The 25,018-nt window shown below is 72.9% G+C and carries 20 protein-coding genes; 4 read left to right on the forward strand and 16 right to left on the reverse strand.

The genetic code is table 11. The annotated features are described in order from the left end of the window. Positions 1–227: 227 nt before the first annotated feature. Genes ABZ215_RS28800 through ABZ215_RS28810 form a run of 3 tightly spaced genes read right to left on the reverse strand, consistent with a single transcriptional unit; the run spans position 228 to position 3,247 of the window. The gene (locus ABZ215_RS28800) at positions 228–1,457 is read right to left on the reverse strand and encodes an AMP-binding protein (RefSeq protein ID WP_354953027.1); all 1,230 of its coding nucleotides are present in this window, start codon (positions 1,455–1,457) and stop codon (positions 228–230) included. Then, positions 1,457–2,026 (reverse strand): biotin transporter BioY, encoded by a 570-nt coding sequence (locus tag ABZ215_RS28805; protein ID WP_237337839.1) that lies wholly within the window; start codon positions 2,024–2,026, stop codon positions 1,457–1,459. Before ABZ215_RS28805 ends, ABZ215_RS28800 begins: the two co-directional genes overlap by 1 nt. A gap of 51 nt (positions 2,027–2,077) precedes the next feature. Beyond that, the gene (locus ABZ215_RS28810) at positions 2,078–3,247 is read right to left on the reverse strand and encodes an AI-2E family transporter (protein ID WP_020420552.1); all 1,170 of its coding nucleotides are present in this window, start codon (positions 3,245–3,247) and stop codon (positions 2,078–2,080) included. Between the two features lie 67 nt (positions 3,248–3,314). On the opposite strand from ABZ215_RS28810, the gene ABZ215_RS28815 reads away from it, so the two are divergent. Then, positions 3,315–3,956 (forward strand): GntR family transcriptional regulator, encoded by a 642-nt coding sequence (locus ABZ215_RS28815; RefSeq protein WP_354953029.1) that lies wholly within the window; start codon positions 3,315–3,317, stop codon positions 3,954–3,956. Between the two features lie 124 nt (positions 3,957–4,080). Then, the gene (locus tag ABZ215_RS28820) at positions 4,081–5,085 is read left to right on the forward strand and encodes a 1-aminocyclopropane-1-carboxylate deaminase (RefSeq protein WP_354953031.1); all 1,005 of its coding nucleotides are present in this window, start codon (positions 4,081–4,083) and stop codon (positions 5,083–5,085) included. Positions 5,086–5,124: 39 nt separating this feature from the next. Here the strand turns inward: ABZ215_RS28820 and ABZ215_RS28825 are convergent, their stop codons facing one another. The 13 genes from ABZ215_RS28825 to ABZ215_RS28885 form a co-directional block, all read right to left on the reverse strand. Beyond that, positions 5,125–6,129, reverse strand: a complete 1,005-nt coding sequence (locus ABZ215_RS28825; protein ID WP_020420555.1) for a sugar phosphate isomerase/epimerase family protein — start codon at positions 6,127–6,129, stop codon at positions 5,125–5,127. Then, complete coding sequence (locus ABZ215_RS28830; RefSeq protein WP_354953033.1) at positions 6,126–7,520, reverse strand: nucleotide pyrophosphatase/phosphodiesterase family protein; 1,395 nt, start codon at positions 7,518–7,520, stop codon at positions 6,126–6,128. Before ABZ215_RS28830 ends, ABZ215_RS28825 begins: the two co-directional genes overlap by 4 nt. Beyond that, positions 7,517–8,602: a metabolite traffic protein EboE gene (gene eboE, locus ABZ215_RS28835; RefSeq protein WP_354953035.1), complete on the reverse strand. Its 1,086-nt coding sequence runs from the start codon at positions 8,600–8,602 to the stop codon at positions 7,517–7,519. The genes ABZ215_RS28830 and eboE overlap by 4 nt, the downstream gene beginning before the upstream one ends. Continuing rightward, positions 8,599–9,474 carry a TatD family hydrolase gene (locus ABZ215_RS28840; RefSeq protein ID WP_237337845.1) on the reverse strand — a complete coding sequence of 292 codons (876 nt, stop codon included), beginning with the start codon at positions 9,472–9,474 and terminating at the stop codon, positions 8,599–8,601. Before ABZ215_RS28840 ends, eboE begins: the two co-directional genes overlap by 4 nt. Continuing rightward, complete coding sequence (locus tag ABZ215_RS28845) at positions 9,474–10,886, reverse strand: EboA domain-containing protein (RefSeq protein WP_354953037.1); 1,413 nt, start codon at positions 10,884–10,886, stop codon at positions 9,474–9,476. The genes ABZ215_RS28840 and ABZ215_RS28845 overlap by 1 nt, the downstream gene beginning before the upstream one ends. Continuing rightward, positions 10,883–11,737 (reverse strand): SCO3242 family prenyltransferase, encoded by an 855-nt coding sequence (locus ABZ215_RS28850; RefSeq protein WP_354953039.1) that lies wholly within the window; start codon positions 11,735–11,737, stop codon positions 10,883–10,885. The genes ABZ215_RS28845 and ABZ215_RS28850 overlap by 4 nt, the downstream gene beginning before the upstream one ends. After that, positions 11,734–12,885 carry an inositol-3-phosphate synthase gene (locus ABZ215_RS28855; RefSeq protein ID WP_237337847.1) on the reverse strand — a complete coding sequence of 384 codons (1,152 nt, stop codon included), beginning with the start codon at positions 12,883–12,885 and terminating at the stop codon, positions 11,734–11,736. Before ABZ215_RS28855 ends, ABZ215_RS28850 begins: the two co-directional genes overlap by 4 nt. Beyond that, a complete protein-coding gene (locus tag ABZ215_RS28860; RefSeq protein WP_354953051.1) occupies positions 12,878–14,026 on the reverse strand; it encodes a Gfo/Idh/MocA family oxidoreductase in 1,149 nt (382 codons plus the stop codon). Before ABZ215_RS28860 ends, ABZ215_RS28855 begins: the two co-directional genes overlap by 8 nt. A 28-nt stretch (positions 14,027–14,054) precedes the next feature. Beyond that, positions 14,055–15,110, reverse strand: a complete 1,056-nt coding sequence (locus ABZ215_RS28865; RefSeq protein ID WP_020420563.1) for a substrate-binding domain-containing protein — start codon at positions 15,108–15,110, stop codon at positions 14,055–14,057. Positions 15,111–15,156: 46 nt separating this feature from the next. Further along, the gene (locus tag ABZ215_RS28870; protein ID WP_354953041.1) at positions 15,157–16,188 is read right to left on the reverse strand and encodes an ABC transporter permease; all 1,032 of its coding nucleotides are present in this window, start codon (positions 16,186–16,188) and stop codon (positions 15,157–15,159) included. Continuing rightward, entirely contained in the window at positions 16,185–17,693 is a 1,509-nt protein-coding gene (locus ABZ215_RS28875; RefSeq protein WP_354953043.1) for a sugar ABC transporter ATP-binding protein, read from the reverse strand. Before ABZ215_RS28875 ends, ABZ215_RS28870 begins: the two co-directional genes overlap by 4 nt. Continuing rightward, on the reverse strand, positions 17,693–18,919 hold the full coding sequence (locus ABZ215_RS28880; RefSeq protein ID WP_354953045.1) for an ROK family protein: 1,227 nt from the start codon (positions 18,917–18,919) through the stop codon (positions 17,693–17,695). Before ABZ215_RS28880 ends, ABZ215_RS28875 begins: the two co-directional genes overlap by 1 nt. Positions 18,920–19,309: 390 nt before the next feature. Continuing rightward, positions 19,310–20,506: an ROK family transcriptional regulator gene (locus tag ABZ215_RS28885; RefSeq protein ID WP_020420567.1), complete on the reverse strand. Its 1,197-nt coding sequence runs from the start codon at positions 20,504–20,506 to the stop codon at positions 19,310–19,312. 187 nt (positions 20,507–20,693) lie between these two features. Between ABZ215_RS28885 and ABZ215_RS28890 the strand changes: the two genes are divergently transcribed. Then, complete coding sequence (locus tag ABZ215_RS28890) at positions 20,694–21,653, forward strand: sugar phosphate isomerase/epimerase (protein WP_354953047.1); 960 nt, start codon at positions 20,694–20,696, stop codon at positions 21,651–21,653. A gap of 64 nt (positions 21,654–21,717) precedes the next feature. After that, complete coding sequence (locus ABZ215_RS28895; protein WP_354953049.1) at positions 21,718–24,975, forward strand: PQQ-dependent sugar dehydrogenase; 3,258 nt, start codon at positions 21,718–21,720, stop codon at positions 24,973–24,975. The last annotated feature ends 43 nt before the right edge of the window (positions 24,976–25,018 follow it).

Here is a 25,018-nt window from a genome sequence, read left to right on the forward strand (position 1 = left end):
GCTGCGCGGCGGCAAGCGCGCCAGCACGGCACGCGGCGATCACGACAGACAGGGTCATACCAGTGGCTCCGCGGCAAGGCCCCGCTCGCGACCCGCGGCGAGGGGCACGCCGGCGTGGCGCGCGGCAATTGGGCCGGGGGTGGTCCGGCAGCTGACCGTGAGCACGGCCCCGCCAACGACCCGCGCGGCAACGAGCACACCAGCACGGCACGCGGCCATCAGAACAGTCACCTCAACGGCTCCACGGGCAGCGTCCCATCCGCCAGCCGCGCGGCGACCGACGCTCGGGCCGGCTTGCCGGACGGCGTGCGGGGCAGCGATTCGACCATCAGCCACCGCCGCGGGCGGTTCGCGGGTGACAGCCGGTTCCGGGCGACCGCTCGCAGCTCGCGCAGCCGGGGCGAGCCCTCCACCACCGCGGTCACCAGTTCGCCCAGGCGGGGGTGCGGGGTGCCGGTGACCAGCACGTCCACCACCCCGGGCGCGGTCCGCAGCACGGCCTCGACCTCCTCGGCCGGCACGAGCCGTCCGCCGCTGGACACCGTGGCTCCCGATCGGCCCCGCACGATCAGCGCGCCGGACGCGTCGAACTCGACCAGGTCGCCCACCGTCGTCCAGTCGCCCGCCGCACGCAGGTCGCCGTCGCGGAGCTGGCCGGCGCAGGCCAGCCGCGACCGCACCCACAGCACCCCGTCGCGCACGTCCAGCTCCACCCCGGGCACCGGCCGCAGTCCCCCGCCGCCGCGCCGGATCGCGATCAGCGAGTGCTCCGCCGAGCCGTAGTACTCGATCAGCTCGGCCTCCGGCAGCACCCGCGCGAAGCGGTCGCGCAGTTCATCGCCGACGTGCGCCCCGCCGCACACCACCGTCCGCAACGCGCACCGCCCGCCGCGCCGCTCCAGCACCGCGAGCAGCGCGGACAGCATCGCCGGCACCAGGTGCACGGTGGCGGCCTCCGTCCGGGCCGCGGCCTCGGCGTCCCAGCGCGGCAGGGTGACCACCGGCCGCCCGCACCACCGCGCGTGCAGCGCGCCGAACAGGAACAACGACGAGCTCAGCGGCCCCGGGATCAGCACCGGCCCGGGCAGCGGGCCGAGCGCGGCGAAGCTGCGCAGCCACGAATCACGGGTGCGCACCAGTACCTTCGGGCTGCCGCTGCTGCCCGAGGTCGTCGGCAGGTAGAAGAACGTCTCCCCATCACCCGCCTGCTCGACCGGTTCGGCAGGCGGCGGAGCCGGTGCGGTGACCACCAGGTCCGGGCGGGCGTCGGCGAGCACGGCGGCCCGCTCGTCCGGGGTCCAGGCCGGCTCGATCACCAGGGACGCGGCACCCAGCAGGTCCGCGCCGAGGAACCACGGGAGCACGTCGGGCACGTCGAGGGCGACCCGCGAGCCTTCGCCGATCCCACGCCCGGCGAGCCACCGGGCCGCGCCGTACGCCCGGCCGTCCGGGTCCATCACTCGCTCCGCGACGCCGATCCCACGAGCTTGCCGGGCAGCGCGCGGTGCACGACGGCGCCGATCAGGGCGACCGCGACGACCTTGGCCGCGTCGCCGGGCAGGAACACCAGCGACTGCACGGCGGCGGCGCCCAGGTCGCCGGTGTAGATGCCGAGGTAGGTGATGCCGAAGACGTAGTCGATGACCACACCGGCCGCGGCGGCGAGCAGCAGCACCGGCACGTTGGGGCGCTTCAGCCGCGCCACGATCAGGCCCACCACCAGCGCCGAGAAGATCCAGCCGATCAGGAACCCGCCGCTGGGCCCGATGAACGGCGCGATCCCGCCGCGGCCGCCGGACAGCAGCGGCAGGCCGATCGCGGTGAGCGCCAGGAACAACACGACCGACGCGGTGCCGCGGCGCGCCCCCAGCACGCAGCCGGCCAGCAGCGGGCCGGCGTTCTGGAGCACGATCGGCACGCCGGAGCCGCCGACGTAGAGGCCGGGGAAGAGCCCGAGCACGGCGATGAACGCGGCGAAGACGACGGTGCGGGCGAGGTCACCTGCGGGAAGGGCGGGGCGGGACACGCGGGAACGGTAACCCGTGCCCCGCCGCGGCGGGAAAGACGCAGGTCACATTCAGCTGTGATCCATGCGGTGGAACACGATCTCCCGCACGAACAACAGCACCGCGGCGGCCACCGGGATGGCGACCAGCGCGCCGACGATGCCGAGCAGCACCCCGCCCAGCACCACCGCGACGACCGTGACCAGCGCGGGCACGTCGACGAACCGGCCGATGATCTTCGGGGTCAGCAGGTAGTCCTCGACGAACCGGTAGACGATGAAGAACCCGACCGTGGCCAGGCACACCGGCCAGGACACGGTCAGCGCGGCCAGGCTCACCACGACCCCGGCGATGATCGCGCCGATCACCGGGATCAGGTCGAGCACCGCGAGCAGCAGCGCCAGCAGCACCGGGTACGGGATGCCGAAGATCGTGAACCAGATGAACCCCAGCACGCCGGCGATGATCGAGATGACCACGTTGCCCAGCACGTAGGAGCCGACCTTGGCGAAGATCTCGTCGCCGATGAGGATCGCGCGCGGACGCCGGGTGTGCGGGACGAAGCGGTAGATCGTGGCGCGCAGCCGCGGGAAGTCGGCGAGGAAGTAGATCGTCAGGACCAGCACGATCAGCGTGTCGGTGAGCGTGCCCAGCACCGCGCGGCCGCTGCCGAGCAGCCCGTTGACCAGGGCCGGGTTCGGGTCGCTGAACGTGCTCTGCAGTCGTTGTTGCAGGTCGAACCGCGCGCTGACCTGGCCGAGCCACGAGCTGCGGTCGCCGAGCCGCGCCAGGTACTCCGGCGCCTGGTCGATGAACCGGACGGCCTGGTCGACCAGCGGCGGGATGAGCGCGGCGAAGAACCCGGCGGCCAGGCCCAGCCCGCCGACCACGATCACCGTGACCGCGAGCGCCCGTGGCAGGCCGCGCCGGACGAGCCAGGACGCGAGCGGTTCCAGGCCGATCGCGGCGAACAGGGCCACGCCGATGAGCACGAGCGTGCCGCTGGCGATGAACAGGAACCAGACGGCGCCCGCCGTGACGGCCGCTCCGGCGGCCGCGGCCATGCCCATGAAGAACGGCGAGCGCTTGTTCATCGGTTTGCCGGGCGGGCCCAGCGGGCGGTCCTCGCTGCTGATGCGCTCGGCCACGGCTTCGGCGTCGGCGACCGGGCCGGTGATGGCGTCACGAGGCTGGCCGACCAGTTCGTCTGGCCCCTCCGCATCCGCAGGTGACGCCGCCACGCTGGGCGAGTAACCCGGGACGGGGGTGGTGAAACAGGGCTGGCTTCGACGGGCATTGACATCTAACATGTCAGTTGTGGAACGAGTGCGGCGGACGTTGCTGCGGGAAACCGCGCACCAGGTCATCCGGAACGCGATCGTGCGTGGCGATCTCGCGCCGGGCAGCGTGGTGCGCGACGCCGACCTGGCCGAGGAGCTGGGCCTGTCCCGGGCGCCGGTGCGTGACGCGCTGGCCCGGCTGGCCGACGAGGGCCTGATCGAGACCAAGCCGCAGAGCCACACGCGGGTCACGCCCCTGCTGTCGCGGGACGTCCGCGACGCGGCGGCGGTGGTGCGGGCGATGCACGAGCTGGCCGCGCGCACGGCGGTCCCGCGGCTGAGCGACGCGGACTGCGACGCGATGGCGGCGGCCAACGACCGCTTCGCCGCCGCGGCCCGCGCCGGGGACGTCGACGGGGCCCTGCGCGCGGACGACGAACTGCACGACGTGCTGGTGCGCGCCTGCGGCAACCGGGCCGTCGCCGCGACGATCGACCGCTACACGCCGCTGATCCGCCGCCTGGAGCGAATCCGGTTCGGCGAGGGCGCCGGGCACCAGTCCGCGGAGCTGCACGAGCGGCTCATCGAGGCCTGCCGGGCCCGCGACGCCGCCACGGTCACCGCGGTGACCACCGAGATCTGGCGGGAACTGGAGGACCTCGCCGACTGACCACCCGGCCGACGGCGCGAGCGCCGAGCATCCCCGAACCCGGCACGAACCGCACTCCCCCGCCGCCCGGAGCCATCCGCGAGCCCGCTCGGCACCGCCGACGCCAACCCTGATTGGAGCCCCCATGTCCCTGGACGACTTCGAGCGCTATCCGCTGCTCTTCGGCCCCTCGCCGGTGCACCGGCTGGACCGGCTGACCGCCCACCTCGGCGGGGCCGAGGTGTGGGCGAAGCGCGAGGACTGCAACTCCGGCATCGCGTTCGGCGGGAACAAGACCCGCAAGCTGGAGTACCTCGTCGCGGACGCGATCGCCCAGGGGTGCGACACCCTGGTGTCCATCGGCGGCGTCCAGTCCAACCACACCCGCCAGGTCGCGGCCGTCGCGGCGCGGGCCGGGCTCAAGTGCGTGCTGGTGCAGGAGAGCTGGGTCGACTGGCCGGACGCCGTCTACGACAAGGTCGGCAACATCCTGATCAGCCGACTGGCCGGCGCCGAGGTGCGGCTGGTCAAGGCGGGCTTCGGCATCGGGTTCAAGGAGAGCTGGGAGCAGGCCCTCGACGAGATCCGCGAGCGCGGCGGCAAGCCGTACGCGATCCCGGCCGGCGCGTCCGACCACCGCCTGGGCGGGCTCGGCTTCGCCCGGTGGGCCGCCGAGGTCGCCGAGCAGGAGCGCGAGCTGGGCGTGCACTTCGACACGATCATCGTGTGCTCGGTCACCGGCTCCACACAGGCCGGGATGATCGCCGGGTTCGCCGCGCTGGACGAGGACCGGCCGCGCCGCGTCCTCGGCATCGACGGCTCCGCCAAGCCGAAGGAGACCCGCGACCAGATCGCGCGCATCGCCCGGAACACCGCGTCGCTGCTCGGCGTCGAGCGGGAGCTGGACGTCGAGCTGGACGAGCGCTACCACGCCGGCATCTACGGCATCCCCGACGAGCGGACCCTGGACGCGATGAAGGTCGCCGCCCGCACCGAGGGCATGGTCACCGACCCGGTGTACGAGGGCAAGTCGATGGCCGGGCTGATCGACCTGGTGTCGCGCAAGGAGATCCCAGCCGGCTCGACCGTGCTGTACGCGCACCTCGGCGGCCAGCCCGCGCTCAACGGCTACAGCGCGCTGTTCAGCTGACGGCGAGGGCGCCCGGCCACGCGGCCGGGCGCCCTCCCCTCACTTCTCGCTGCTGAAGGCGGCGTCGAAGGCCGCCGACGGCTTGTCCCACAGCAGGTTGCGGATGAAGCCGACCGCTTCCTCCGCCCCGCGCAGGCGGTCCATGCCGGCGTCCTCCCACTCCACCGAGATCGGCCCGCGGTAGCCGATCGCGTTGAGCGCGCGGAAGCACTCCTCCCACGGCACGTCGCCGTGGCCGGTGGACACGAAGTCCCAGCCGCGGCGCGCGTCCGCCCACGCCAGGTGCGAACCGAGCCGCCCGTTGCGGCCGTCGAACCGCTTCTTCGTGTCCTTGCAGTCGACGTGGTAGATCCGGTCGGCGAAGTCCAGGATGAACCCGACCGGGTCCAGGTCCTGCCACACGAAGTGCGACGGGTCCCAGTTCAGCCCGAACGCCGCCCGGTTGCCCACGGCCTCCAGGGCGCGGCGAGTGGTCCAGTAGTCGTAGGCGATCTCCGACGGGTGCACCTCGTGCGCGAACCGCACCCCGACCTCGTCGAACACGTCGAGGATCGGGTTCCAGCGCGCGGCGAAGTCGGCGTACCCGTCGTCGATGACCTCCTGCGACACCGGCGGGAACATCGCCACGTACTTCCAGATCTTCGACCCGGTGAAGCCGATGACGGTGTCCACGCCGAGCTTCGCCGCCGCGCGGGCGGTGTCGGCCATCTCCGCGGCGGCGCGCTGCCGCACGCCTTCGGGCTCGCCGTCGCCCCAGACGCGGGCGGGCAGGATGTTGCGGTGCCGCTCGTCGATCGGGTCGTCGCACACCGCCTGCCCGACCAGGTGGTTCGAGATCGCCCACACCTTGAGGCCGTAGGACTCCAGGATCTTGTGCCGACCCGCCACGTAGTCGTCCTCCGCGAGCGCGCGGTCGACCTCGAAGTGGTCGCCGCTGCACGCGATCTCCAGCCCGTCGTAGCCCCACTGCGACGCGAGCCGGCACACCTCCTCGAACGGCAGATCGGCCCACTGGCCGGTGAACAACGTGACCGGACGGCTCATCGCCGGCTCCCTTCGCTCGCCTTCAGTCCTTGCACACTCAGCAGCAGGTCCCGGACGTCGGTGGCGGCCAGCCGCTCCCGCTCCGGCACACCCGCGTCCCCGCACAGCAGCACCGGCCCGTCGTCCGGCGAGTCCGGCAGCCGCCCGTGCGAGCCGCGCACCGGCGCCGGGTCCAGCGGCGTGGTCTTCATCGCGTACCGCAGGCCGGCCTTCTTGCGCACCAGGTTCAGCCCGGCCTTGGCCTTGGCCAGCGGGTCGGCCGGGTCGAAGAACAGCTCGGCCGGGTCGTACCCGGGCTTGCGGTGGATCTCCACGCCGCGTGCGAAGTCCGGCGCGCGGTCGTCGTCGAGCCAGTAGTAGTAGGTGAACCACGCGTCCGGCTCCGCGGTCACCACGAACTCGCCCGCCCGCGGGTGGTCGATGCCGTAGCGCGCCTGGGCCTGCCGGTCCAGCACTTCGTCCACACCGGACAGTCGCGTGAGCAGGTCCCGCACCCGCGGCAGGTCCGCCTCGTCGGCCACGTAGACGTGCGCGACCTGGTGGTCGGCGACGGCGAAGGCCCGCGAGGTCCACGGGTCGAGGTACTCCATGCCGTCCTGCGTGTAGACCTCCAGCAGGCCCTCGCGGCGCAGCAGCCGGTTGACGTCGACCGGCCGGTGCGCGTTGGTGATGCCGTACTCGCTCAGCGCCACGACCCCGACGCCGTCCGCCCTGGCCTGGTCGAGCAGCGGCGCGACGGACGCGTCCACCGCGCGGGCGGCCGCGATGGCCTGCGGCGAGTCGGGGCCGAACCGCTGCAGGTCGTAGTCCAGGTGCGGCAGGTACGCCAGCGTCAGGTCGGGCCGGTCCTCGCGCAGGATCGCCGAGGTGGCGCCGACGATCCAGTCGGTGGACGCGATCGACGCGGTCGGGCCCCAGTACTGGAACAGCGGGAACTCGCCCAGCCGCGAGGTGAGCCGGTCGTGCAGCTGCGGCGGGCGGGTGTAGCAGTCCGGGGCCTTCTTGCCGTCGGCGTAGTAGATCGGCCGGGGCGTGACGGTGAAGTCGGTGGTCGCGCCCATCGCGTACCACCAGCACACGTTGGCCGCGCGGTACCCGGGGTGCTCGGCCCGCGCGGTCTCCCACAGCTTCTCACCCTCGACCAGCTTGTTGTGCTGGCGCCACAGGAAGACCTCGCCGAGCTCGCGGAAGTACCAGCCGTTGCCGACGATGCCGTGTTCGCTGGGCATCCGCCCGGTCAGGAACGTGGACTGGACGCTGCAGGTCACCGCGGGCAGCACGGTGTCCAGCTGCGCCTGCCAGCCCTGCTGCCCCAGCTTCGTCACGTTCGGCATGTGCTTGAGCAGCCGCGGGGTCATCCCCACGACGTCGAGCACCAGGAGCGGTTTCACTTCGATGCCACCAATCCCGCGGCGAAGGACAGTTCCGCCGCGATCCCGCCGATGAGGTCCTGGCGGTGCGCCTCGGGCAGCACCGTCCAGGTGTAGGTTTCCACTTCCAGGTGCGCCGGCTTCGGCGGCAGCGCGGCGAGGGCCTGCGACAGCACCTCGGTGGTCGAGGACAGCGGCGCCGCCGGGGTCGCGTGCAGCGGCACGTGGAAGTGGACGCGCCACGGCCCCTCCCCCGGCAGGTCCGCGAACGCCTCGCCCAGGTCGTCGGCCTTGCGGACGTCGCCGCCGGACGATTCCCGGGTCTGGTGCAGGTACCGCGGCTCGTCGAACGCGGCCAGCGCCTCCCGGGCCGCCGGGTCGCGCGGGTCCGGCACGTGCAGGGCCGCCGACATCTGGACCTTGACAACGTCGAGCCCGGCCGCGGTGATCTCGGCGACCGCGCCGGCCGGATCGGCGAAGGACACCGCCAGGTGGCAGGTGTCCAGGCACAGCCCGACGTGCGCGGGGTCGACGCGCCCGGCGAGCCAGGACACGGCGTCGTGCACGGTGTCCAGGATGCAGCCGGGTTCCGGCTCGACGGCGAGCCGGATCGTGCGGTCCTGGGCGCGCAGCCCGGCGGTCACCTCGTCGAGCAACCGCTGGGCCGCCGCGTCGTCCTCCGGCGTCCACGGCTCGCGCCAGCCCAGCGGCAGCGTGGAGATGCTGCCGAACGCGGCGTCGTCGGGCAGCAGCCCGGACAGCACGGTCGCGCAGTTCAGCGTGTACTCCGCGCGTGCCCGGTCGGTCCACCGTGGACGGTAGACCTTCTGCTTGACCACCGGATCGTGGAACCCGCCGTACGGGAACGCGTTGAACGTCACCACTTCCAGCCCGCGGGCGTCCAGTTCGGCACGCAACCGCTTGCGCTCGCCCGGATCGGCGGCCAGCGCCGACGCCACGTCGGCGGCCAGCCACAGCCCGAGCCCGAGCCGGTCGGCGCCGAGCCGCTCCCGCACCGGCAGGGCGTAGGAGTCGAGCTGGCCGAGGACCCCCGCGAGGTCCTCGGCCGGATGGACGTTGGTGCAGTAGGACAGGGGCGTCACGCGACCGCCTCGTCCCGCCCGCCGCGCAGCACGGAGTTGCCCTCGAAGGTCTCCTTGGCCGCGCTGAAACCGGGCAGCTCGTCGAGGACCAGCCGCCCGCTCTGGCCGTAGAAGGCGACCGGGTTGTCCCACAGCACGGTGTCCACATCGGACTCGGTGAACCCGCCGCCGAGCATCGCCAGGCCGGTCTTGTGGACCTTCAGCGGGTCCGACCGGCCCCAGTCGGCGGCGGAGTTGACCAGCATCTTCTCCGTGCCGTGCTCGCGCAGGATCGCGACCATGCGCTGCTCGTCCATCTTGGTGTCCGGGTAGATGGAAAAGCCCATCCAGGCGCCGGACTCCTTGACCAGGCCGACGGTGACCTCGTTGAGGTGGTCGACGACGACCCGCTCCGGCGCGATGCCGGACTCGGCCACCACGGCGAGGGTGCGCTTGGTGCCTTCCAGCTTGTCCCGGTGCGGGGTGTGCACGAGCACCGGCAGGTCGTGCTCCTTCGCCATCTCCAGCTGGCGGGCGAAGGCGTCGTCCTCGGCCGGGGTCATCGAGTCGTAGCCGACCTCGCCGACCGCGACCACCCCGTCCTTGGCGAGGTAGCGGGGCAGCACGTCGAGCACCGGCGTGCAGCGCGGGTCGTTGGCCTCCTTGGGGTTCAGCGCGATGGTGCAGTGGTGGCGGATGCCGAACTGCGCGGCGCGGAAGCGTTCCCAGCCGATCAGCCCGTCGAAGTAGTCGGTGAACGACGACACGCCGGTGCGCGGCTGGCCCAGCCAGAACGCGGGCTCGACCAGTGCCCGCACGCCGGCGGCGTACATGGCCTCGTAGTCGTCGGTGGTGCGGGAGGTCATGTGGATGTGCGGATCGAACAGGCGCATCAGGGTGTCTCTTCCAGGAAGCGGAGGGCGTCGGCGGGGACGGCGCGGCCGGCGGCCCTGCGCTCCCCCGCGTAGTCGGTGATCATGCGGCGCAGCTCGTCGTCGGCCCGCCGGTCCAGCTCGGCGACCGCGGCGAGCGGGATGCCGGTGAACAGGCACTTCAGCACGCCGTGGCGCCAGCCGTGCTGGTCGAGGTGGCGGGCGGCGAACGGGCCGAGCGCGGCGGCGATCAGGCCGGTGTCGTTGCTGCGCAGGGCGTCGCGGACCAGTTCGAGACCGGTGGCGACGGCCTTATCGCCGACCGCGGACAGCGCCCGCAGCACGCCCCGCCGCTCGGCGCCGTCGCCGTAGCGGTAGAGGTCGGCCAGCTCGGTCGCGAACTCCCCGGCGGGCAGCGCTGCGGCGAGCGTGGTCAGCAGCCGGGTCCGGGCCAGGTCGTCGGCGGTGCCGTGGACCAGGCCGTCCGGATCGGAGCCCGGGTGCAGCGGCCCCCGCCCGACGTGCCGTCCGGCCGCCGGGAACAGGGTCCGCACTGCCGTCGGTTCGCCGGTGATGCGCCGTTGCGCCTCGCCCAGCCAGGACTGGTCGAGCCGCGCGGCCCGCAACGCGGTCAGCGCGGCGCGGGCGACCTGCGGCGCGGCGTGGCTGTGCCGGGGCAGCTCGACCGCGGCCACCCCGGTGTAGCCGATCTCGTCCAGCGCGGCGAGCGTGGCGGGCAGGTCCAGCTGCCCGTCGCCGAACTCGAGGTGCTCGTGCACCCCCGGCCGCATGTCGTCCAGCTGCACGTTGACCAGCAGCCCCTTGGCCTGCCGGATGCAGGCGGCCGCGTCCTGCGGCTCCACGGCGACGCAGTGCCCGACGTCGAGGGTGATCCCGAGCCCATCCGGATCACCCAGTTCGGCGCGCAGCCGCAGCGCGTCGGACAGCGTTTCCACGAGCATCCCGGGTTCCGGTTCGAGGCCGAGGCGGACACCGCGCCGGTCCGCCTCGGCCAGCACCGCGGGCATCCGCGACCGCAGCCGCTCCCACGCGATCTCGTCGTCCACAGTGGACACCCCGGACCAGAACGACACGCAGTCGGCGCCCAGTCCCTCCGCGACCCGGATCGCCCGCGCCAGGAAGTCCAGCCGCTTGTCCGCGTTCTCGCTGACCAGGGTCGGTTCGTGCTTGTGCCACGGGTCGAGCAGGAACCGCGCGCCGGTCTCCACGACGCAGCGCAGGCCCAGCTCGCCCAGCCGGGTCGCGACCCGGTCCACGCGCGCGGCCAGGTCGTCGGCGTACGGGTCGAGGTGCTGGTGGTCCAGCGTCAGCGCGACCGAGGTGTAGCCCAGGTCGGCGATGATCGCCAGCGCGTCGCCGAGCCGGTGGTTGGCGAATCCGTTGGTGCCGTAGCCGAGGTGGTAACCGCTCATGTCGGGCTCACCTTCCGGCCGAGCCGCTTGGCCAGCGGCAGCGCCAGCGCGACCAGGCCCGCGCCGAGCACCCCGCCGCGCCGGGCCGCGAGCGCGGCCTGCAACGGGACCATGCCGTGGATGCCCGCGGCCGTCGCCGTGCGGACCACGGCCGCGGTCGGCTTGCGCACCGCCGCGTACTGCTTCGACCCGACGCTCACGCCGTACCCGGCGGCCGCGGCCAGCGCCGCCACCCGGTGCCCGGCCGCGCCACCGCGCCCGGAGACCGCCGCGGCGGCCGACGCCGAGGTCAGCGCGAGCGCACTCGCCGCCCGTGCGGGCGACGCGCCGTGCACCTCGCCTGCCGACAACGCGGTGACCCCGAGCGTGTGCCCGCCGAGCACCGCGGCCGGAACCAGCGCCTTCGCCGCGCCGGAGCGGCCCGCGCCGAGCAGCACGTCCAGCGAGCGGCACAGCGCCATCGCGGCCGGCGCGAGCGGGGTCTTCTTGAGCACGGTGTCGTAGGCCCACACCGCCGCCGCCAGCGGCGCGGCGACCTTGAGCGCGTCGCGGCCACCGGCGACCGCGGCCAGCCCGAGGCCCGCGCCGGTCAGCCCGGCCGCGACTCCGAGCGCCCGGTTCGGGCTGATCCGGCCGGACGGGATCGGCCGCTCCGGGCGCTCGGCCGCGTCCAGTTCGCGGTCGGCCCAGTCGTTGAGCGCCATGCCGGACCAGTAGATCGCCACCGAGGCCAGCGGCAGCGCGAGCCGCCGACCCCGCAACGGACGACCGGCCGCGGCGGCGCCCGCGACGGTGTCGCCGAGGACGCTCAGCGCGGCCGGTGCCCGCACGAGCTGCACGTACGGGTTCACTTCTGCCGTCCCAGCGACGCCGCCCACTCGGCCAGGACCCGCGCCTGCTCGGCGAAGCGGTGCTCGCCGGTGCCGACCGGGTCCTTGAAGAAGAACGCCAGCTGCCCCAGCGGCCCGGTCTCGCCCGCCCGGTACGCGGCCGCGGTCAGCCGCGCCAGGTCCAGCACCAGCGGCGCGGCCAGTGCCGAGTCGTAGCCGGTCCAGGTGAACTGCAGGGTCATCCGCGCGCCCAGGAAGCCCTCGAAGGACACGTGGTCCCACGCCGTCTTCTGCTCGCCCAGGTCCGGCACGTGGTCGATGTGCAGCGGCGCCACCACGTCGTCGCCGAGCAGGGCCGCCAGCCCGCGGGCCTTGGACTCCAGCTTGCCCGCCGCCTTCACCGGGTCGGCCAGGGTGGCGCCGTCGCCGCCGCCGAGCAGGTTGGTGCCCGACCACGACCGCACCTTCAGCGCCCGCGCCGCGAACATCGGCGCCAGCACCGACCGGAGCAGCGTCTCACCGGTCTTGCCGTCCGATCCGGCGTAGGGCAGCCCCTGCCGCCGGGCGAATTCGGTGAGCGCGGGCAACCGGATGCCCGTCGACGGCGTGAAGTCCACGAAGGGGCACCCCGCCGACACCGCCGCGAACGCCGCCAGCGAGCTGCCGGGCAGCACCTCCCGGCCGGGCTCGTCCATCGCCGCCACGAGCGCGTCGAGGTCGTGGTGCTCCGGCGCGTCCGCGGTTGGGGGTTCCGTGGACGAGACGTTGATCACCACGACGGCCGACAGGCCGTGCCGGGTGCGGAACTCGCGCAGGTCGTCGGCCATCCGCGCGGCGGTCTCGGCCTGCGTGCGCCCGGCGGGCACCGGGCGCAGGTCGGCCTCGACGGCACGCAGGCCGTCGCGGATCGCCGGCAGCAGGCCGGCGGGGAGCAGCCCGCCCGCGGTGAGCTGCTCCGCCTTCTTCTCCAATGGCGTGTCCACCAGGTCGTGCCCGCCGACGACGAGCTCGTCCCAGCCCGGCAGCACGCCGGGCGCCACGTCGAGCCGCTCGGTCACACAGCCGTCCGGCCCGGTCAGGCCGGACCGCATCGCGAGCAGCCCGCTGATCGCCGTCGTGGCCACCGAGCCACGCGCGCCGACCAGCCACAATCCAGTTCTCTCAGGCATCGATCACCCTTTCGGTCGACATTGATACGCCGACCCAGGACGTTCCGTTGCCCGCGCTCTCCTCCACCGCGTGCAGCACCCGCTGGACCTGCAGGCCGTCGGCGAACCCCGGTTCGGGGTCGCGCTGCTCGCCGATGGCGGTGAGGAAGTCGGCGATCTCGTGGGTGAAGGTGTGCTCGTACCCCAGCAGGTGCCCCGGCGGCCACCACGCCCCGACGTAGGGGTGGTCCGGCTCGGTCACCAGGATCCGCCGGAAGCCCGCCTCGGCCGGGTCGTCGTCGCCGTCGTAGAAGGACAGCTCGTTCATCGACTCGAAGTCGAAGGCCAGGCTGCCCCGCGACCCGTTGATCTCCAGCCGCAGCGCGTTCTTGCGGCCGAGCGCGAACCGGGTGGCCTCGAAGGTGGCGACCGCGCCGCCGGTGAACCGCGCCAGGAATACCGCGCAGTCGTCCACGTCGACCTCGCCCAGCGCGCTGCCCGGCTCCCCGGACAGCGGCCGCTCCCGCACGAACGTCTCGGTCATCGCCGAGACGCCGCTGATCCGGTCGCCGAGGACGAACTGGGCGGTGTCCACCGCGTGCGCGGCGATGTCGCCCAGCGCGCCGGACCCGGCCTTGTCCCGCCGCAGCCGCCAGGTCATCGGCGTGGCCGGGTCGGCCAGCCAGTCCTGCAGGTAGGCGGCCCGCACCTGGCGGATCGTGCCCAGCCTGCCCTCGGCGACCATCTTGCGGGCCAGCGCGATCGCGGGCACCCGCCGGTAGTTGAACCCGACCATGGCCCGCTGCCCGTTGGCCGCCGCGCGCTCGGCGGCCGCCGCCATCTCCTCGGCCTCGGCGACCGAGTTGGCCAGCGGTTTCTCGCACAGCACGTGCTTGCCCGCGGCGAGGGCGGCCAGCGCGATCTCGGCGTGCGAGTCGCCCGGCGTGCAGATGTCGACGATGCCGACGTCGTCACGCGCGACCAGGGTGGCCCAGTCGGTCTCGACGTCCGGCCAGCCCTGCTTGGCGGCGGCGGCCTTCGTGCGCTCCGGGTCGCGGCCGCCGAGGACGGCCAGCCGCGGCACCAGTGGCACGTCGAAGAACCGGTGGACCGAGCGCCAGGCGTGGGCGTGGACGGCGCCCATGAAGGCGTGCCCGACCATGCCCACCCCGATGGAGGCGCCCACGGGATCAGGAGTCGAAGGCGACATCGGCATAGGAATCGACGTTCTCCTTGGTCACCACGGCCGAGTAGGTCGTGACGTTCGCGGGGATCTCGTGCTCGGCGAGATCGCCGATGCCCTTGGCCTGGCCGAGCAGCCGGGCCAGGGCGATCGCCGACGACGCCATCGACGGGCTGTAGAGCACGGTCGCCTTGATGACGCTGCTGTCGGCCTTGATCAGGTCCATCATGTTGCGCGAGCCCGCGCCGCCGACCATGAAGAACTCGTTGCGGCGCGCGTTGTCGATCGCCGCCAGCACGCCGATGCCCTGGTCGTCGTCGTGGTTCCACAGCGCGTCGAGCTTGCTCGCCGACTGCAGCAGGTTCGACGTCATCTGCTCACCGCTCTCCGGCGTGAACTGCGCGGACACCCGGGGGCCGACGGCGAAGCCGTGCTTGGCCAGCGCGTCCCGGAAGCCCTGGCTGCGCTCCTGGGTCAGGGGCAGCGAGTCGATGCCGGCGACCTCGCCGATCACCGGGCTGGCCACGCCCTTCTTCTTCAGCTCGCCCGCGATGTAGTTGCCCGCGTTGACACCCATCCGGTAGTTGTCGCCGCCGATCCAGGTGCGGTAGGCCAGCGGCGTGTCGAACACGCGGTCCACGTTGACCACCGGGATGCCGGCGTCCATGGCCTGCTGACCGACCTGGGTCAGCGCCTTGCCGTCGAAGGGCAGGATCACCAGGACGCCGACCTTCTGGTTGATCAGCGTCTCGACCTGGGCGATCTGCTGGTTGACGTCGTTGGTGCCCTCGGTGGCGGTGAAGGTGACGTCGGAGAACTGGCCGGCCTGCGCGCGGGCGTTCTTGGTCATCGCCGCCATCCAGCCGTGGTCGGCGGCGGGCGCGGAGAAGCCGATGGTGACCTGCTTGCCGGGCTGGGAGTTCTGGCCCGCGTTGCCCGCGACGGCCTGCGGGGCCGACTGCGGCGACTCGTTGGAGGTGCAGGCGGCCAGCAGGGCGCCGGCGCCGACGGCCGCGCCACCGGTGAGGAAGCGGCGGCGGGCGAGGGAGGATGGTCCGGACATGGCGAGCTCCAGTGATCGTCGTCGGGGTGTTCGGGGTTCGTCTTTCCTAAGTGGACTTGCGGGCGCGGTTGGTGCGGAACTGCAGCAGGACGGCCAGGACGATGATCGCGCCCTTGGCGATGTTCTGGATGTCGGTGTCGAGGTTGTTGAGCGTGAAGATGTTGCCCAGCACCGTGAAGATCAGGACGCCGATGAGCGTGCCGATGAGGGTGCCGCGGCCGCCGGTGAGCAGGGTGCCGCCGATGACGACCGCGGCGATCGCGTCCAGCTCGTAGTAGAGGCCGTTGGTGGAGGCGCCCGAGGTGGTGCGCGCCACCACCATGAGCGCCGCGATGCCGCAGCACAGCCCGGCCACGCCGTAGACGAGCGCGGTGTGCCGCTTGACGTTGATGCCTGCCAGGCGCGCGGCCTCGGTGTTGCCGCCGACGGCGAACGTGCGGCGGCCGAACGTGGTGCGGTTGAGCAGGACCCACCCGACCACGAACACCAGGGCGAACATCCAGATCAGCACCGGGATGCCGAGGAAGTCGCCGCGGAAGAAGCTCAGGAAACCGGTCTCCCGCACGACCTGGGTCTGGCGGCCGCTGATCCGCTCGGCGAGCCCGCGCGCCGAGGCGTACATCGCCAGCGTCGCGATGAACGGCACCACTCTGCCGTAGGACACCAGCACACCGTTGATCAGCCCGCAGCCGAGCCCGACCGCGAGCGCGCAGATCACCATCACCACCGGGCCGTAGGCCTGCGTCGCCAGCGTCGTCGCCCACACGCTGGACAGCGCCACGATCGAGCCGACGGACAGGTCGATGCCGCCGCTGATGATCACGAACGTCATGCCGACGCTGACCACGCCGATCGCGGCCGCGAGCCGCAGGATGGTGGACAGGTTGCCCTCGGTGAAGAACGCGTCCGGCCTGGTCAGCCAGCCCACCAGGCACAGCAGGACGAACACCCCGAACAGCCCGGCCAGCCGGACGTCCACCGGGAACCGGCCGCGCGCGGCCTTCGGGGCCGGCGGCGCGGCCCGGGGTGGCGGGGCCTGCGTGGCCTCGGGCAACACCGACGAGGAGTCCTTCGTCATGCCGCACTTCCCTCCATCACCAGATTCAGCACGTCTGCTTCGGTCAGCTCGCTCGCGGGCGCCTCGCGGACCACGTGGCCCTCCCGCATCACGAGCACGCGGTCGGCGAGCCCGAGCACCTCGGGCATCTCGCTGGAGACCAGCACGAGCCCGACCCCGGCCGCGGCCAGCTCGCGGATCAGCCGGTAGAGCTCGGCCCGCGCGCCCACGTCGACGCCGCGGGTGGGCTCGTCGAGCAGCAGGATCGAGCAGCCGCGCACGAGCCAGCGCGCCACGACCGCCTTCTGCTGGTTGCCGCCGGAGAGCGTGCCCACCGGGCGGCGCGGGTCGGCCGGGCGCAGGTCCAGCTGCCGCAGGCGCTCGGCCGAGTCGCCGATCTCGCGGGCGCGGTCGGTGAAGCCGAAGCGGCTGTAGGCGGGCAGGCTGGCCAGGGTCACGTTGTGCGCGACCGACATCTCCAGCAGCAGCGCCTGGCTCTTGCGTTCCTCCGGCGCGAGGCCGATCCCGGCCTTGACCGCGCTGGGCACGTCGCCGGGCTTGAGGCGCTTGCCCTCGACGAACACCTTGCCCGCGTCCGGTTTGCGGCCGCCGAAGATGGTCTCCAGCAGTTCGCTGCGGCCGGCGCCGACGAGGCCGGCCACACCGAGGATCTCCCCGCGCCGCAACGTGAAGCTGACGTTCTCGAATTCGCCGCGGCGGGTCAGGTTCTCCACGCGCAGCAACTCGGTCGAGGTGTCCACTGTGGATTCCAGGCGTTCCGGGTAGACGGTTTCGACGCGGCGGCCGGACATCAGCGACACCAGGTGGTCGGTGGTGACGTCGGCGACCTCCAGCCCGGCGGCGACGGTGGCGCCGTCCTTGAGGACGGTGACGCGGTTGCCGATGCGGCGGATCTCCTCCAGCCGGTGCGAGATGTAGACGACGGCGACCCCGTCGGCGGTCAGCTCGGCGACGATCCGGAACAGGTTGTCCACCTCGTCGGAGGCGAGCGCGGCGGTCGGCTCGTCCATCACGATCAGGCGGGCGTCGTGGGCCAGCGCGCGGGCCATCGACACCAGCTGCTGGCCTGCCGCGGACAGGTCGCCGACCTCGCGGTCGGGGTGGATCTCCGGGTGGCCGAGCCGCGCGAGCAGCTCGGCGGCCCGCACGCGGGCCTGCCGGTCGCGGGTGAAGCCGGCCTGCGCCGGCTCGTGGCCGAGGAAGATGTTGTCCGACACCGACAGCGCGGGGATGAGGTCGAGCTCCTGGTACATGGTCGCGATGCCGCGGCGCAGCGCGGCGACCGGCGAGGACAGCGTGACCGGCTCGCCCTGCCAGCGGATCTCGCCCGCGTCCGGCTGGTGGGCACCGGCGAGGACCTTGATCAGGGTCGATTTGCCGGCGCCGTTCTGGCCGAGCAGGCAGTGCACCTCCCCCGCCCGCACCGACAGCTCGACACCGTCCAGCGCCCGGACACCCGGGAACGTCTTGACGATGCCGCGCATGGACAGCAGGTCTTCGGTCATCACGCCTCCACGCTCACCGGGGCGCCGGCCGGGGCCAGCGTCGGATCGTCCAGCAGGGGCCGGATCGCGGCCTGCGCCGCGCCGGTGCCGACCGCGGTGAACCCGAGCCGGGACGCCACGATGCGGGGGCCGCCGGTCTCGGCGGTGACCGAGCGGGCGGCGAGTTCGGCGCGGACCGGCTCGGCGAGCCACCCGCGCAGCGGCGCGAAGTAGCCGCCGAGCACGACGATCCGCGGGTCGAGCAGGTCGGCCAGGACCGCGATGCCGTGGCCGAGGGCGGCGCCCAGCTGCACGAGCGCGTCGAGGACGCGGCGGTCGCCGTCCTGGGCGCGCCGCCGCACGATCGCGGTGCGCTGGGCCAGGTCGAGCGACGGGTCGTGGACCAGGTCGCCGGGGCCGGCCAGCGAGTGCAGGAACGGGTCGATGCCGACGGCGGTCTGCCAGCAGCCGCGGCGGCCGCAGACGCAGGGCCGTCCGGTGGGTTCCAGCGACAGGTGCCCGACCTCGCCCGCGGCGCCGCCGATCAGGCCGCCGCCGGTGATCAGCCCGGCGCCGACGCCCATGCCGCCGAGCAGGAACACGACGTCGGAGCAGCCGCGGGCGGCGCCGTCGTCGGCTTCGGCGAGGGCCGCGAGGTTGGCGTCGTTGCCGACGACGATGCGGTCGAGGGGGAACCCGGTGCGGGCGGCGAGCCCGTCGGCGAGGGCGAGGCCGCGCCATCGGAGGCCGGGCGCGACGCGGACGACGCCGGTCGCGGTGTCGACCAGACCGGGCACCGCCACCGCGATGCCGGCGACGTCGTCCACTTCGGACCGCGCGGCGAGCACGAGCGCGGCCAGTTCGTCGAGGGTGCGTTCCGCCCCGAGGGCCCGCACGTCACAGGCGGCGCGGCGGCGGGTGGTGGCGGTGCCGGCGAGGTCGAGGACCGTCGCGCCGACGTGGTTCTCGTCCACCTCGAGCCCGATGCCCCAGTGGCCGCGCGGCCGGAGTTCGACGAGCTGGCCGGGCCTGCCCTGGCCGCCCTCGTGACGGCCGCCCGCCTGGACGAGCTCGCGGATCTCCAGCTCGGCGACGAGGCCGGAGACGGTGGCCTTGCTGAGGCCGCTGAGGGTCGCCAGTTGCGCGCGGGAGAGCCCCCCGTGGCGGCGCAGGAGCCGGACGAGCAGGGCGAGGTTGGCCCTGCGGACACCGGCGCGGTCCGTCGGCCGGTCGGAAAGTTGGGGCACCGCGGACGCTCCACTTCGTTGGGAAACTGGCCGGTCTCAGTGCTGCGGTCTCAGTGCTCTGGCGTACGCCGCCTACTCTGACTGGCGGGGTACTTCTGCCACAATCCGGCAAAAGGAGTAACAGTCAGATCGTTACTTTTGAACCAGACTGCCGAAAGTGTGCACGGTTGATGACAGGCTTCCGTTCAGTGGAAGTCGCGAGCGCCACCCGCACCACTTCGCGCTCCCCGAAGCCACCCACAGCCTCGCGCGGCCAGCGCCGGCATTCGCCCCGCATCAACCCGCGCCATCGCACCACCCGGCGCACCCGCGGCCCCGCCACCCGCACCACTGCGCCGACGCCGAGCCACCCGCAGCGGTCTCAAGCCACCCGCACCGCCCGCGCCAAGGTCACGCAGGCACGCTGAACGCGTGGTCGGACGCCAGCCACGCGGCCCCGATCACGCCGGCCTGATCACCCAGCTCCGAGAGCACTATCGGCAGGTTCCCGGTCGCCAGTGGCAGCGACCGCCGGTAGACCGACGACCGCACCTCGGCCAGCAGCGTGTGCCCCAGCCGGGACACCCCGCCGCCGATCACGACCATCCCGGGGTTCAGGAAGCTCACCAGCGACGCGATCACCTGCCCCAGCCGCCGCCCGCCCTCGCGGACCAGCGTCACCGCCGCGAAGTCACCGGCCTGGGCCGCCTCCGCCACGTCCCGCGCGGTCAACGCCGGCCGGTCCGCCAGCAGCTCGGCCAGGTACGGCGACCGGCCGCTGCGCGCCAGCGTCAGCGCGTCCCGCGCCAGGGCCGCCCCGCCGAAGTACGCCTCCAGGCACCCGGCCTCCCCGCAGGCGCACGCCGGGCCGTAGTCGTCGAGCTTGATGTGCCCGATGTCGCCCGCCGTGCCGGCCACCCCGCGGTACACGCGCCCGCCGACGACGATCCCGCCGCCGATACCGGTCCCCACCTTCACGAAGATCAGGTCGTCCAGCGACCGCGCCACCCCCGCGTGCCGCTCCCCCAGCGCCATCACGTTCACGTCGTTGTCCACCGTCACCGCGCAGCCCCAGTGGCCGGCCAGCCGGTCGCGCACCGGGAAGCGGTCCCAGCCCGGCATGATCGGCGGCGCCACCGGCATCCCGTCGCGGAAACTCACCGGCCCGGGCAGCCCGATCCCGGCGCCCGCGAGCCGCCCTGGGGCGTCCTGCAGCACCTTCGCCGCCAGCTGCTCGACCCGGTCCAGCACCGGCACCGGCCCGCGGCGCACGTCGCAGTCCTCCACCGCGTGCGCCAGCACCTCGCACCGCCCGTCGGTCACCGCCACGCCGACCGAGGTCGCCCCGATGTCGACGCCGAGGAACCGCAAGTCGTCGGCCAGGCGCACGAGCGTCGACCGGCGCCCGCCGCGGCTCGCCGCCGGACCGCCGGATTCCACGAGCCCGCCTTCGGCCAGCCGGGTGATCTCGGCGGCCAGCCGGGCCCGTGGCACGCCGAGCCGTTCACCCAGTTCGACCCTTGCCATCGGGCCCTCGTCCCGCAACAGGGCGAGCAGCCCGGCCTGCTCACGGGTCTCGGCCGACGGGGGAAAACCGCTGGTGGTCATGGGGCACCAGCCTCCTCGCTGCTCGCGCGTGCACCGACTGTAGACCCGCCGCCGCCCCTTTTGAGCAGACACGGCCGAACTTTGTTCCGCGAAGTCCGAAACTCTGGACACTTCCGGCGGAAGTTGCCTACGTTGACCGGCGCACGTGGCAAGGGGGTCGGTTCACACTCGGCTGAAGGAGAAATCCGTGTCCCACTCGTCGTTCAACCGCCGCGGTTTCCTGCGCTCCGCGGCGGGGGCGACCGTCGCGGTCAGCGCCGCGGCGCTCGCCGGATCGCTGCCCGCCGCCGCCAGTCAGGGCGGCGGCCGCCTCGTCCCGCAGAACCAGATCGGCGTCCAGCTCTACAGCGTCCGCGACAAGGTCTCGCAGCTCGGGTTCCGGGCCGTGTTCGAGGAGCTGTCCCGCATCGGCTACCGCGAGATCGAGTTCGCGGGCTACACGCAGAGCACCTCGATCCTCGGACGGCAGATCACCGTGCCGGAGATCGCCCAGCTGCTGAAGGACTTCGGGCTCAAGGCGGTCGGCAGCCACGTCGGCCTCAACAACTTCCGCACCAACCTGCAGGGCGAACTCGACAACGCGGAAATCCTCGGGCTCAAGCACATCGGCACCGCCAACGCCCCGACCAACGTGAACACAGTGGACGGTTACCGGGCGGCGGCCGAGGAGTTCAACACCTTCGGCGCCGCGGCACGCGACCGCGGCCTGAAGTTCTACCAGCACAACCACGCCGGCGAGTTCGCCTTCGCCACCGACCAGCCGAAGGTGCGCCTCTACGACGTCTTCCTCGAGCACACCGACCCGCGCCTGGTCTACCTGGAGATGGACGTGTACTGGGCCTACGTCGGCCAGTACCGATTCCCCGGCTTCGACCCCGCCGACTACATCACCCGCGCCCCGCACCGCTACCCGTTGCTGCACCTCAAGGACGGCGACGAGAACCCCGCCAACCCCAACGGCTACGACATCGTCGAGTTCGGCGCGGGCGACCTGCCCTACCGCCGCTTCCTCAAGCGGGTCAACGGCCGCGGCCGCTACCACGGCATCTGGGAGCAGGACACCGCCCCGAACACGCAGCCCAACCCGCCCGGCTCGTTCGCCGCGGCACTGCGCAGCTACCAGGCGCTGACGGACCTGCGCGGCTGACCCCTTCCCCTCCCCGTCGAAATCCCACCGGAGTGATCTCGCGATGCATCCTGCCCTGAGACGGTTGATCACCGCCGCCGCGGTGACGGCCCTGCCGTTGCTCGGCCTCGCCGTGCCGGCCGCGGCCCACGAGGAAGACGCCGCCCTGCACTGGGAGAACTACGAGAAGATCACGCTCACCAAGAACGTGGGCGAGCCCATCGACCTGGCCGTGCTGCCGGACAACCGCGTCCTGCACACCGCGCGCAGCGGTGAGGTGCGGCTGACCGACCCGAAGACCGGTGTCACGAAGGTCGTCAGCACGATTCCCGTCTACCAGAACTCGGAAATGGGTCTGCAGACGGTGACCCTGGACCCCGGCTTCGCCGAGAACAACTGGGTCTACCTCTACTACTCGCCCAAGCTGAACACCCCCGCCGGCTCGGCGCCGAACACGCTGCCCGCGGGCACGGACGACTCGTACTGGAAGCAGTGGGAGGGCTACGACGTCCTGTCCCGGTTCAAGTGGACCGGCGAGTCGCTGGACCTGAGCACCGAGCAGGAGATCATCCGCATCCCCACCAACCGCGGCCAGTGCTGCCACGTCGCCGGTGACGTCGACTTCGACGCCCAGGGCAACCTGTACCTGTCGACCGGCGGCAACACCCCCGCCTCGGGCCCGAACGTCAACGGCTACACCCCGATCAACGACGCGCCCGGCTACAACCCCGGCCTCGACGAGCGCCGCGGCGCGGGCAACACCAACGACCTGCGCGGCAAGATCCTGCGCATCCACGTCAACGAGGACGGCTCCTACACGATCCCCGAGGGCAACCTGTTCGCCCCCGGCACGCCGCTGACGCGGCCGGAGATCTTCGTGATGGGCCTGCGCAACCCGTTCCGGATGACCGTCGACAAGGCGACCGGCGCGGTGATGTGGGGCGACTACGGCCCCGACGCCGGCACCGCCGACCCGAACCGCGGCCCGATGGGCTACGTCGAGTGGCAGATCACGACGAAGGCGATGAACTCGGGCTGGCCGTTCTGCACGGCCGACAACTCCCAGCCCTACCGGGACTTCGACTTCGCCACGCTCACCCCGGGCCCGGCGTTCGACTGCTCCGCCCCGGTCAACGACTCGCGCTGGAACACCGGCCTGCGCGAGCTGCCGCCGGCCACCCCGGCCACGCTCTGGTACGGCGACAAGGACACCGACCAGCCGTGGCCCGAGCTGACCGCGTTCCGCTCCAGCACCGGCCAGGCGCCGATGGGCGGCCCGGTCTACCACTACGACGCGAACAACCCGTCGCCGACGAAGTTCCCGGAGTACTGGGACGGCAAGGCGTTCTTCGGCGAGTTCTCGCAGGACTACGTCGCCGCGTTCACGCTGTCCGGCCCGGACGGCCCGGTGACGAAGCTGGAGAACTTCCTGCCCAACGCCCAGTTGTCCACGCTGGGCCAGCCGATCTGGGACAACCCGATGGACCTCGAGTTCGGTCCGGACGGCTCGCTCTACGTCCTGGACTACGGCGACGGCTTCTTCCGGCAGAACCCGGACGCCGGCCTGTACCGGATCGACTTCGCGCCGGGCGACAAGGCGCCGACCGCGCGGATGACGGCGACCCCGTCGTCCGGGCAGGCGCCGCTGACCGTGACCTTCGACGGCAGCGCCTCCAGCGACCCCGAGGGCGGCGCGCTGACCTACGAGTGGGACTTCGACGGTGACGGCACGTTCGACGCCACCGGACCGCAGGCCACCCACACCTACACCGAGAACGGCCAGGTCGAGGCGCGGCTGCGCGTCACCGACCCGGCGGGCAAGCACGGCCTGACGTCGGAGCAGGTCACCACCGGCAACACCGCGCCCACCGTCGGGCTGACCGCGCCGGCGCACGGCGGGTTCTTCGACTGGGGCGACGCGATCCCCTACGCGGTGACCGTCAGCGACCCGGAGGACGGCACGACCCCGGTGTGCAGCCGGGTGGCGTGGGCCTTCGGCCTGGGCCACAACCAGCACGGGCACCCGGTCAACAGCGGCACCGGCTGCACCGGCGCCGTGGCCACGCCGACCGACGCCGGGCACGGCGAGACCGAGAACGTCTTCGGCGTGCTCAACGTGACCTACACCGACAACGGCGCGGGCGGCGTGCCGCCGGCGACCGGTGAGGCGCAGGCCGTGCTGAACCCGAAGCTCATGCAGGGCGAGCACGCCGACGAGACCAGCGGCGTGACGATCACCGACGACGCGACCGCGTCCGGGCTGCGCTCGGTCACCGGTTTCGACGCCGGGGACTGGCTGGCCTACGACCCGGTCAACTTCAGCGGCATCACCGGCGTGCAGACCAAGGCCCACGGCGCCGGCCAGCTGCAGCTGCGGTGGAACGCCGCCGACGCGGCCCCGTTCGCCACGGTCGACGTCCCGGCCGGGGACGGCTGGCAGACGGTGACCACACCGCTGTCCGGTCTGCCCTCCGGCGCGGGCAAGCTGTTCGTCACCTCCAGCGGCGGGGTCGACGTCGACGCCTTCACCTTCCAGGGCGCCGGGGTCGCGGACAAGACGCCGCCCGCGGTGTCGGCCGCGCTGACGCCGTCGGCGCCGACCGGGGCGAACGGCTGGTACACGGGCAACGTCACGCTGGCCGTGACCGCGACCGACAACGGCACGGTGTCCAGCAGGCAGTACTCCGTGGACAACGGCGTGACCTGGGCGAACGCGGCCAACCCGGTCACGTTGTCGGCCGAGGGCACCACGACCGTGCTGTACCGGGCGACGGACAACGGCGGCAACGTCTCCGCGCCAGGCACGCTCACGGTGAAGATCGACAAGACCGCGCCCGCGGTGACGGTCGCCGGGGTGACCGAGGGGCAGGCCTTCGGGGACTCCGCGGCACTGACGCCGGTGGTCACCGCCACCGACACCGCGTCCGGGGTCGCCAAGGTCCAGGCCACGGTGGACGGTCAGCCGGTCACGCCGGGCAAGCCGCTGGAGCTGTGGCGGCTGCCGCTCGGGGCGCACCAGCTGTCGGTGACCGTGACCGACGAGGCCGGGCTCACCACGACCAAGGCCGTGAACTTCACGACCGGGACGTCGTTCGGTGACGTGCGCGCCCTGATCGACCGGTTCCGCGACGCCGGCTGGGTGACCAAGGCGGGTGCGGTGCAGCTGCGCGGCACCCTGGACCTCGCCGAGTCGCACGCGAAGGCGGGCCGGATCCGGCCCGCGCAGGAGGCGCTGCGGCTGTTCGGCGTCCTCGCCGGCCAGCGGTGGAACGTGCCGGACCGGGTCGCGTCGGAGACTCTCCGTCGCGACGCCACCGCCCTGTCGGGGTCGCTGAAGGCCTGACCGGGTGATCTTGGGGCCACTCTCGGTGCGGAGCCGCACCGAG

Origin of the sequence: Amycolatopsis sp. NPDC006131 (assembly GCF_040614175.1) — a bacterium.
GTDB lineage: Bacteria > Actinomycetota > Actinomycetes > Mycobacteriales > Pseudonocardiaceae > Amycolatopsis_E > Amycolatopsis_E tucumanensis.

Bases quoted from the DNA above. Each gene is read 5' to 3' on its own strand.
- ABZ215_RS28800 (WP_354953027.1), bottom strand. From the start codon at position 1,457: ATGGACCCGGACGGCCGGGCGTACGGCGCGGCCCGGTGGCTCGCCGGG.
- ABZ215_RS28815 (WP_354953029.1), top strand. From the start codon at position 3,315: ATGTCAGTTGTGGAACGAGTGCGGCGGACGTTGCTGCGGGAAACCGCG.
- ABZ215_RS28820 (WP_354953031.1), top strand. From the start codon at position 4,081: ATGTCCCTGGACGACTTCGAGCGCTATCCGCTGCTCTTCGGCCCCTCG.
- ABZ215_RS28825 (WP_020420555.1), bottom strand. From the start codon at position 6,129: ATGAGCCGTCCGGTCACGTTGTTCACCGGCCAGTGGGCCGATCTGCCG.
- ABZ215_RS28840 (WP_237337845.1), bottom strand. From the start codon at position 9,474: ATGCGCCTGTTCGATCCGCACATCCACATGACCTCCCGCACCACCGAC.
- ABZ215_RS28845 (WP_354953037.1), bottom strand. From the start codon at position 10,886: ATGAGCGGTTACCACCTCGGCTACGGCACCAACGGATTCGCCAACCAC.
- ABZ215_RS28855 (WP_237337847.1), bottom strand. From the start codon at position 12,885: ATGCCTGAGAGAACTGGATTGTGGCTGGTCGGCGCGCGTGGCTCGGTG.
- ABZ215_RS28860 (WP_354953051.1), bottom strand. From the start codon at position 14,026: ATGGTCGGGCACGCCTTCATGGGCGCCGTCCACGCCCACGCCTGGCGC.
- ABZ215_RS28865 (WP_020420563.1), bottom strand. From the start codon at position 15,110: ATGTCCGGACCATCCTCCCTCGCCCGCCGCCGCTTCCTCACCGGTGGC.
- ABZ215_RS28870 (WP_354953041.1), bottom strand. From the start codon at position 16,188: ATGACGAAGGACTCCTCGTCGGTGTTGCCCGAGGCCACGCAGGCCCCG.
- ABZ215_RS28875 (WP_354953043.1), bottom strand. From the start codon at position 17,693: ATGACCGAAGACCTGCTGTCCATGCGCGGCATCGTCAAGACGTTCCCG.
- ABZ215_RS28885 (WP_020420567.1), bottom strand. From the start codon at position 20,506: ATGACCACCAGCGGTTTTCCCCCGTCGGCCGAGACCCGTGAGCAGGCC.